This is a genomic window from Solibacillus sp. (assembly GCF_040273735.1).
Lineage (GTDB): Bacteria > Bacillota > Bacilli > Bacillales_A > Planococcaceae > Solibacillus.
In genome coordinates, this window is the sequence record NZ_JBELZM010000002.1 from 410,365 (window position 1) to 418,832 (window position 8,468).

General features: G+C 38.3%; 10 protein-coding genes. 9 read left to right on the top strand and 1 reads right to left on the bottom strand.

All coding sequences use genetic code 11. The features are described from left to right. Nucleotides 1-115 precede the first annotated feature (115 nt). Complete coding sequence (locus ABS917_RS04240; protein WP_350477817.1) at nt 116-538, bottom strand: hypothetical protein; 423 nt, start codon at nt 536-538, stop codon at nt 116-118. Nucleotides 539-783: 245 nt separating this feature from the next. Here ABS917_RS04240 and ABS917_RS04245 point away from each other — a divergent pair, with 245 nt between their 5' ends. The 9 genes from ABS917_RS04245 (at nt 784) to ABS917_RS04285 (ending at nt 8,112) form a co-directional block, all read left to right on the top strand. Further along, on the top strand, nt 784-2,400 hold the full coding sequence (locus ABS917_RS04245; protein ID WP_350477818.1) for a thiamine pyrophosphate-binding protein: 1,617 nt from the start codon (nt 784-786) through the stop codon (nt 2,398-2,400). Nucleotides 2,401-2,573: 173 nt separating this feature from the next. Beyond that, nucleotides 2,574-3,467 (top strand): SDR family oxidoreductase, encoded by an 894-nt coding sequence (locus ABS917_RS04250; RefSeq protein ID WP_350477819.1) that lies wholly within the window; start codon nt 2,574-2,576, stop codon nt 3,465-3,467. Between the two features lie 646 nt (nt 3,468-4,113). Further along, on the top strand, nt 4,114-4,569 hold the full coding sequence (locus ABS917_RS04255; protein ID WP_350477820.1) for a LytTR family DNA-binding domain-containing protein: 456 nt from the start codon (nt 4,114-4,116) through the stop codon (nt 4,567-4,569). Next, a complete protein-coding gene (locus ABS917_RS04260) occupies nt 4,566-4,970 on the top strand; it encodes a DUF3021 domain-containing protein (protein ID WP_350477821.1) in 405 nt (134 codons plus the stop codon). The genes ABS917_RS04255 and ABS917_RS04260 overlap by 4 nt, the downstream gene beginning before the upstream one ends. 1 nt (nt 4,971) lies before the next feature. Further along, nucleotides 4,972-5,892, top strand: coding sequence for an ABC transporter ATP-binding protein (locus ABS917_RS04265; protein WP_350477822.1), 921 nt, complete (start codon nt 4,972-4,974; stop codon nt 5,890-5,892). 1 nt (nt 5,893) lies between these two features. Next, nucleotides 5,894-6,760 (top strand): ABC transporter permease, encoded by an 867-nt coding sequence (locus tag ABS917_RS04270; RefSeq protein WP_350477823.1) that lies wholly within the window; start codon nt 5,894-5,896, stop codon nt 6,758-6,760. A 12-nt stretch (nt 6,761-6,772) separates the two neighbouring features. Beyond that, entirely contained in the window at nt 6,773-7,312 is a 540-nt protein-coding gene (locus ABS917_RS04275) for a ribonuclease FAU-1 family protein (RefSeq protein ID WP_350477824.1), read from the top strand. 111 nt (nt 7,313-7,423) lie between these two features. Next, nucleotides 7,424-7,816, top strand: coding sequence for a DUF5412 family protein (locus ABS917_RS04280; RefSeq protein ID WP_350477825.1), 393 nt, complete (start codon nt 7,424-7,426; stop codon nt 7,814-7,816). 170 nt (nt 7,817-7,986) lie between these two features. After that, entirely contained in the window at nt 7,987-8,112 is a 126-nt protein-coding gene (locus ABS917_RS04285) for a hypothetical protein (RefSeq protein ID WP_350477826.1), read from the top strand. The last annotated feature ends 356 nt before the right edge of the window (nt 8,113-8,468 follow it).

The window sequence follows — 8,468 nt, forward strand, 5'->3', positions numbered from 1 at the left end:
GCTATATGCAAAGAAAAATACATTGAATTAAAAAGAACCCGATTCCGTTAATACGAAAGCGAGTTTTATTTTTGAGTTTATCAATTTAAAGATGTTGCTAATGACTGCGAGCCGACTAATTGTTATACAATTCCTTATATAAAACATATTTTAACGCAGAAATTTCATCTTCTGACAGCGTACCTTCCATTTCAGAAACTACTTCATCGATACTAATTGAACCGTTTTGCGCCTGCTCCTGAATCGCTAGTAATCGATTAATGCCTACTTTTTTTATTAACAGACGAGTTGCTTCTTCCTTCGTTTGGAAGGGGAGAGAATCGGGGTCCGTAGTTGCCGCTTCGTTTACAATTTCCTGCAGCTTCGGAACTTTTGCGATATAGGATTTCACTTCTTCTTTGTCTTCATCATTTAAATTAGCTTCTACTTGTTCGACGATTTTTTCGGAAGCGATATTTGTCCCAAAATGCCACACAGCATAACCGGCTGCTCCGAGTAAAACAAGAATAATTACAGTAACAGTTAAAAATTTCTTCATCAAATCACTCCTGACAATTTGAATATAGCACAACGTCTAAAAAACCACGAACAAAAGATATTTCCATAAGTTCAATCATTATATATTACCTGATAAAATTTGCCAACGCGATATTACATAACCTCTGTTTGAAAAAAGGAAGATTAACTCCAATGATTTAGGGAAAGTTAAAAAATGTGAACAAAAATATAAAATAGACTTATAACTGGCAGGTTAGGAAAGTCTATCAAGGAGGTTCATCTATCATGGGAAAAACAGAGCGAACAGTTTCAGAATTGATGCTTGATCAATTGTATATGTTCGGAGTACGACGGATATATGGGGTTGTAGGTGATGCGACATTCGGGCTCATCGATGCACTGGCAAAACAGGATAAAATTAAATACGTTGCCGTCAAACATGAGTCGACAGCTGCTTTTATGGCGTCTGCAGAAGCTAAACTGACTGGTGGTCTTGGTGTATGTACTGCAACGATGGGACCAGGTGCAGCAAATCTTATAAATGGACTTGGTGATGCGCATGCAGACAGAGCGCCTGTACTTGCAATTACTGGTCAAGCCGAAAGTAGTAAAATCGGCACGGAATATCCGCAATATATTGACCAGCAGGAGCTTGTGAAGCCTTTTGCAGCTTATTCTGCAAATCTGGCCAACCCGGATGCGACGATTGAAGTTCTGCAAAAAGCAGCGCGAACATCTCTCGGACAAAGGGTTGTAACCCATATATCGATACCAAAGGATATTATGATGATGCCCGCTAAGGGTGAGCCGCGTCGATTGCCGGATGTAATTGAAGGTGCTTCCAGCTTTACTAATGAAAGTCTGAAACACGCAGCAGACATTATGAGAACAGCGAAGCGACCAATGATTCTAGCTGGTTTAGGTGCCACTTCTGTTTCAACGGATTTGGAGAAACTGGCAGATCTTTGGGGAGCCGGCATTCTAACAAGTTTGGGCGGAAAAGGTTTGTTTGATGAATCTTCACCGCTTGTTTTACAAGGTATTGGCGAAGGCGGGAATCCTTATGCTGCTGATGTATTTAAGCAGGCAGATGTAGTACTTCTTGCGGGCACGACTTGGTGGCCGGAAGGGTTTGTGCCAACAGATGCACGAATTATACAGATCGACCGCCAATTTGATAAGTTTGTAAAAGAAATTCCGACAGAACTAGGAATCATGGGTAAAACAGAAGAAGTTATTCCAATTTTAGCGGAGAGCCTGCAAGAATTCTCCCGCTCTGAGGACTGGGTAGCCCACTTACAGCAAGCAAAAGAAAAATGGGCAGCGCAAAATGAGGAGGAGGGCAATACTCAAGGTTATCCTGTTCATCCTTCCCGAATTATCCGTGCCATAGACCGAACAGTAGCACCGGATGCTATTCTCGCACTGGATACAGGAGATAATACAGTATGGACGAATCGTAACTTCAAACAAAAAGACCAATCTGTATTATTTTCCGGTTACTGGCGAACAATGGGCTTTGGTCTTCCGGCTGCGATGGCCGCCAAGCTCATTAAGCCAGAAAAACAAGTAGTGGCGATTGTTGGCGACGGAGGTCTTCAAATGGTGCTTGCAGATTTATTGACAGCAACTCGCTATGAACTTGATATTACGGTCGTTGTCTTAAACAATGAAAGTCTGCAGATGGAGAGGGACAAGCTGAAAGTTGCTAAGAAGGAAGAAGTAGGTGTTGATTTAACAAACCCAGATTTTGTGAAATTGGCAGAAGCTTGTGGGTGGAAAGGGTTACGACCTGCTTCAGATACCGAGCTGGAGTCTGTGATGGAAGAAGCACTCAATACGAAGGGTCCTACACTGGTGGATATCAGCACAGCACAAGTATTTTTCCCGGAAACACAATAAAAGATGTGCACAATTGATTTAAATGAGGAATAAGGTCTGAAACTGTTTAAAGTAATTCATACAGGGTATTCAAAAAATGTAACAGTTTTTGTGAAGGAAATCCGATAAGCAGTTTAAACCTTACGGAATTTATCCTTGCAATTTTGTACTAACTATATAGGAGATGATTTTTGATGGGAAACCCAAATTTAAACGATCCACGAAAAAAATTTCATACGGAGAAATTCCCGGATCAAGAACAGAGTACTCCAGCGCTACAAAATGAAATGAGTCCAAAACCTGATTGTGGAGAAAAATCATATAAAGGGCATAATCGTCTGGAAGGGCGAAATGCATTAATTACCGGTGGCGATTCCGGAATTGGTCGTGCTGCCGCTATTGCTTATGCACGCGAAGGCGCAAATGTAGCAATTCAGTTCTTCCCAGGTGAAGAAGAAGATGCAAATGAAGTAAAAGCATTAATTGAAGAAGCCGGTCAAAAAGCCTTGTTGCTGCCATATGACTTGCGTGAAGATGGCGCGGCGACAGAAATGGTGAAAAAAACAGTGCAAGCTTTTGGCGGATTGGACACACTCGTCCTGAATGCAGGACAGCAGATTGCACAAAAGACACTTAGCGATTTAACAATCAAACAAGTAGAAGATACATTCAAAGTAAATGTTATCAGCATGTTTGAAGCCGTTAAAGCTGCTGAAGAGCATTTGGAACCAGGAAGTGCGATTATTACGACGACATCGGTTCAATCGTACAATCCATCCACATTTTTAATGGACTATGCATCTACAAAAGGTGCAATTAGCAACTTTACAGTAAACCTTTCTGCGTACTTTGCTTCTAAAGGGGTACGTGTGAACGGAGTTGCGCCAGGCCCGATCTGGACACCGCTGCAGTTGGATAATGGACAACCGGATGGCAAAATCCCTGAATTTGGTCAAAATGCACCACTTGGTCGTGCAGGACAGCCGGCAGAGCTTGCCCCAGTATATGTCCTTCTAGCGTCCGATGAAGGAAGCTACATTACCGGACAGATTTACGGGGTAACAGGCGGCGAACCAATCGACTTATAATCTTGAAGGGCATCAAAAAAAATATATTTAAAAAAACAGCAATCTCCTGATTATACAGGAGGTTGCTGTTTTATTATTCCTTCAATAGCTACGAAAGTTTAACTTCCGATTTTCTAACTTAGTTTTCCTTTTTGTCCTTAATCCATTTTATTATTAAATAAAACAACAGAGAAAGAATAACTACAAGTCCATAAAACGAAATTGAGCGATACCAGACGTGTTGTAATTCCATCCAAAAACTCATTCCACCTTGGTCATGAGGTAACAACGAAAACATGGAAACTTCTAAATACAGCATAAAACAAAAAAATAAAAACAGAAGTGTAAAAATTATTAACACATAAATTTTAGATAGCATAAAGTCTCCCTTACATTAAGGTTAGTACATAAGTCAAACGTTGAAATTGTATGAAAGTTCCAAGTAAGAAGATGGATTTTAATCCAAGTTCAATACTGAATCTCATTTTAGCTATGAGGTGAAGGGTAGTGAAAAATTTTACTAACAATTGATGGAAAATAATACTTATAATGAAATTGCATGTTACAATCCAAAATTTACATCTTACAAACAGCTTTCTACTTGTTAACACCAATTACAAAATCTGTAGAAAAGCGGTGCTATACTACAAATCAAGAGGGAGGACTTATGAAAATCCATTTACATATTGAGCAGCAGCTTTCGGAAATCGAAGTTCATGTCCATGCGCCGGAATACGATGAGCAAGTCACGCAGCTGATGAAGAAGCTTAATCAAGCAACGAAAAATGATACAATTGCCGGCTACATTGATGGAGATATTCATTTGATAAAATTGCAGGATGTGTACAGTATTTTCAGCGAACAAGGGAAAGTTTATATCCAAACGGATGAGCAGGAACTGGAAGTGAAACATAAGCTGTACGAGCTGGAGCAGCGATTTTCAACACAGCTGATACGTGTCAATAAGGCAACACTTGTGCATTTCGAGAAAATTGCTTCCATCCAGTCGAAGGTGCTTGGCAACCCGCAACTTACACTTGAAAATGGGGTTACGATTCCAATAAGCCGCAATTATTTCAAAGCGTTAAAAGAGGCATTTGGGTTAGGGGGAAATGGCAAGTGAAAAATTTAATACAAAGTATTTTGATAAGTTTATGTTCATCCTATTTCATCATCATGCTTATTTCTTTAAAGTCGCCGAATGATTACTGGATGAGTGAAACGATTGTAAATCAGTTTTTCTATGCAGTCCTACTAGGAATTGTCATAGCAGTAGCAAATCAACTGTATAAATTGGACTGGTCAATGTTTGTTGTACTTTTGATTCATTACGCTGTTACTGTAACGGCAGTCTTTATCATAGGGTATTATGGCAGCTGGTTTGAACTTGATAACGGTAAATCTATCTTATTATTATACGCTCGCGCTTCGGTTATTTATCTTATCGTTTGGCTGTATTATTATACCGACGAAAAGCGTGCAATTCGAAAAATGAACAGTCAACTTCAACATCGGGGTGAGTAACATGCAAATAATGATTGATGTCCAACAGTTAACTAAGCGCTATGGGGAATTCGAAGCCGTAAAAGGGATCAGCTTTTCAGTGCAAAAGGGGGCTTTATTTGCGTTTCTTGGAAGTAATGGAGCAGGTAAATCAACGACAATTGAAATGTTATGTACGCTGTTAGAGAAAACGAGCGGAACGGTTTCAATCGATGGACATAAACTTGGTACACTGAAAGGAAATGATGCGATTCGCCGAACGATTGGTATTGTATTTCAGGAAAGTATTTTAGACGATCAATTGACAGTGAAGGAAAATATTCTGCATCGTGGCCGTTTTTATCGTTTACCGAAGCCACTATTACAGGAAAATTATGATTTTGTGCAGCAGTATTTACAGCTTGCAGACATCGAGCATAAAAAATACGGTTCGCTTTCAGGCGGGCAGCGTCGTCGAGCAGATATTGCGCGGGCAATAATTCATAAGCCCAAGCTATTATTTTTAGATGAGCCGACGACGGGACTTGATCCATTTACCCGTCAATTTGTTTGGGCTACTATTGAGCGGTTGCGCAAAGAAATAGGCATGACCATATTTTTGACAACACATTATATGGAAGAGGCAGCACATGCAGATGATATTGTCATCATGAAAAAGGGTGAAATTATTGCACAAGGATCACCGAATGAGTTAAAAGCGCTTTATACAAAGGATTATTTGCAATTTGTATTAAAGCCGACTGTTTCAATTGAAGATTTATCAGCCATTTTACCTGGGGCTCCTGAAAAGCAGCAAGACGGGTGGAAGGTGGAAGTGGCTTCTACAATTTCGACGCTTCCGGTTTTAGCACAACTCGAGCCATTTATTGCATCATTTGAAGTAATTAAAGGTTCGCTCGACCAAGTGTTTATTGAAACGAATGAAGCAGGGGAGGAAAATTAATATGCTGACGAGTTTAATAGTTCGCAATAATAAAATCTTCTTCCGGGATAGAATGCTCGTCTTTTTCTCGTTGCTGTCTGTTTTGATTTCAATCGGTTTATTTATAGTCTTTTTACAGAAGCTGCAAATTGATGCGATTAGTCAGGTAATTGAAGTGACGCCAGCAGTTGAATTAGTTGTAAGTCAATGGATGATTGCGGGGATTTTAACAATGACAGCCATGACATCAACACTAGCAGTATTTGCTATATTCGTAAGTGATCAGGAATCAAAGCGTACAGCTGATTTTCTTGTTACATCCGCATCCCGGTTTTCAATTCAATTAAGCTATGTCATCAGCTCGGTCATGATTGGGTTTATAATGACATCTATTGCTTTTATTGTATGTGAAATATATTTATTGACGCTTGGTGCGGAGCTGCCGAGTGTATGGAAGCTCATGCAACTATTCGGTGTGATAATTCTTGGCGTGTTGCTGAGTGCAATGATTAATTTAGTGATCGTACTTTTGGCGAAATCTGCAAAAGCATTTTCAACAGTAAATTCACTGGTTGGTACACTAATTGGCTTTTTATGCGCAGTCTATGTTCCGATGGGGGTGCTCCCGAAAGCAATTCAAACCGTCATTCAATTATTTCCTGTCAGTCACGTTGCAGTTTTGCTACGTCAGCTTTTAATGGAAGATTCTTTGCGAGCGGTGTTTGGGAATGCGGAAGAGGCAATTGATTCCTATATGCTAACTTACGGAGTTGTTTACGAAATGGGTGGCAGTATGTTAGGGACGCAATCAAGTGTGTTGTTTATCTGCAGTTCGATTGTTGGTATAGCTCTTTTTGCAGCTGTTTTATTCCGCCTGCAGCATAAGTGAACGGAGGATCGGATGAAGAGGAAGTATGGGGATCGTTCAGAATGGAAAAGAATCTCAAAGAGAAAATATGCGCAATCTTATCTTGATTCAAAGGAATTTAAGGGGTATATCACTCTACTACATACTATTGAGGTCACTAAACCATTATCAGCTAGGTATGGAGAAAATGATATTTGTATTTGTGATGATGGTTATATGTGGCTACAACAATTCCCCATAGACAAAAAGCATGCAGTAACAACCATGTTTGACGCTAGTGGGAATATTGTGCAATGGTATATAGATATTTGTATAAAAAATGGAATAGAAAGAAATATTCCCTGGATGGATGATTTATATTTGGATATTATTTTGTTACCTTCTGGAGAAGTAATTCAAAAAGATGGTGACGAACTAGAAGAGGCTTATTTAAATGGCATTATTAATAAATCCCTTTACAATTTAGCTTTGAAAGAAGCCAACACTATTACTGAGTTAATAAATAATAAGAACTTTGAATTGATAAGTTTATCAAATATCCATAAGGAAATCTTAATAAATAAATTAAAATAGTCAAAGGCTAATTATTTAAGAATCGTACGCTATAGGAACTAAATAAAGTTAAAAAAGTCTACAATAAAAGGAATTATTATTCTCCTCAAAATTACAAAAGGGGTTTATTGGATGGCTGCTAAATCAACGATAAAAGGGTCAAAGCGAAAAAAAATAGTGAAAATTTCACTGATTATCATTATTTTTTTTATGGGGTTTATTGGATATGGAGTCTATTGGGCATTTTTCGAAATGAGTAGGTTGCCAACTGGTGAATATCTTACGGAACAAACCTCTCCGGATGGTACATATACTTTAAAAGCCTATGTATCGAGTCCAAGCTTAAGTTCTGATGCAGTACGAGGTGAATTAGTATTTAATGAGCGTGATGGTAAAACAAAAAATATCTACTGGAGTTATCGAGAATCAACAGCCAAAATTGAGTGGTTAAATAATAAAACAGTAGTAATTAATGGGCATACTCTTGATGTACCTAATGGGAAATTCGATTTTCGGAGTCAATAATTCGGTTTTCACAAGTATTCCAAAAAAGTTTATGTAAGCACATTTTCATAAAATCTACATGTTCTTGTATCTTTTTTCACAATATAGCCTACGGTAGAAGTGCATATGGTTAGCCCCATAAAAGGATAGATTATGTCTGTCAACTTAATAATAGGGAAGGGGGTATTTTTATGATTTTACTTAATCAACAAAGTGAATTTGAAATTTTAAAAAGAACATTAAATAAAAATAATATAACTTGTCCAACTTTCGTATATTCAATTTTGGATGGCTATATGGAAACTAGGGTTTGTTAAACCTGTTGAATATTCAATTTTCGTCTAAATAATTATTTCAACACTAAGCAATCGGTCCCTTTGGGAGGGGGTACATTTACCCTTTACGAAGGCGAACAAATGACTTTGGGTCAATAAATCTGATTTCAATGCTCATCTGATATATTTGAAGGAGAATGTTAGGCTATAAATTACATATAGGAGCTGAAGGTAATGCCTGTCTATAATAAGTTAGTAAGGGATAAGATTTTAGAGATGATAGAGTCAGATGGATTAGCTTTTAATGCTCGAATACTTGAGTCAGGTGAGCTTTTAAAGTAAATTAAGGATAAAATGATTGAAGAGGCCAAAGAGTTTCAGTCAACAGAAACTGATAA

Bases quoted from the DNA above. Each gene is read 5' to 3' on its own strand.
- ABS917_RS04240 (WP_350477817.1), bottom strand. From the start codon at position 538: ATGAAGAAATTTTTAACTGTTACTGTAATTATTCTTGTTTTACTCGGA.
- ABS917_RS04245 (WP_350477818.1), top strand. From the start codon at position 784: ATGGGAAAAACAGAGCGAACAGTTTCAGAATTGATGCTTGATCAATTG.
- ABS917_RS04250 (WP_350477819.1), top strand. From the start codon at position 2,574: ATGGGAAACCCAAATTTAAACGATCCACGAAAAAAATTTCATACGGAG.
- ABS917_RS04255 (WP_350477820.1), top strand. From the start codon at position 4,114: ATGAAAATCCATTTACATATTGAGCAGCAGCTTTCGGAAATCGAAGTT.
- ABS917_RS04265 (WP_350477822.1), top strand. From the start codon at position 4,972: ATGCAAATAATGATTGATGTCCAACAGTTAACTAAGCGCTATGGGGAA.
- ABS917_RS04270 (WP_350477823.1), top strand. From the start codon at position 5,894: ATGCTGACGAGTTTAATAGTTCGCAATAATAAAATCTTCTTCCGGGAT.
- ABS917_RS04275 (WP_350477824.1), top strand. From the start codon at position 6,773: ATGAAGAGGAAGTATGGGGATCGTTCAGAATGGAAAAGAATCTCAAAG.
- ABS917_RS04280 (WP_350477825.1), top strand. From the start codon at position 7,424: ATGGCTGCTAAATCAACGATAAAAGGGTCAAAGCGAAAAAAAATAGTG.
- ABS917_RS04285 (WP_350477826.1), top strand. From the start codon at position 7,987: ATGATTTTACTTAATCAACAAAGTGAATTTGAAATTTTAAAAAGAACA.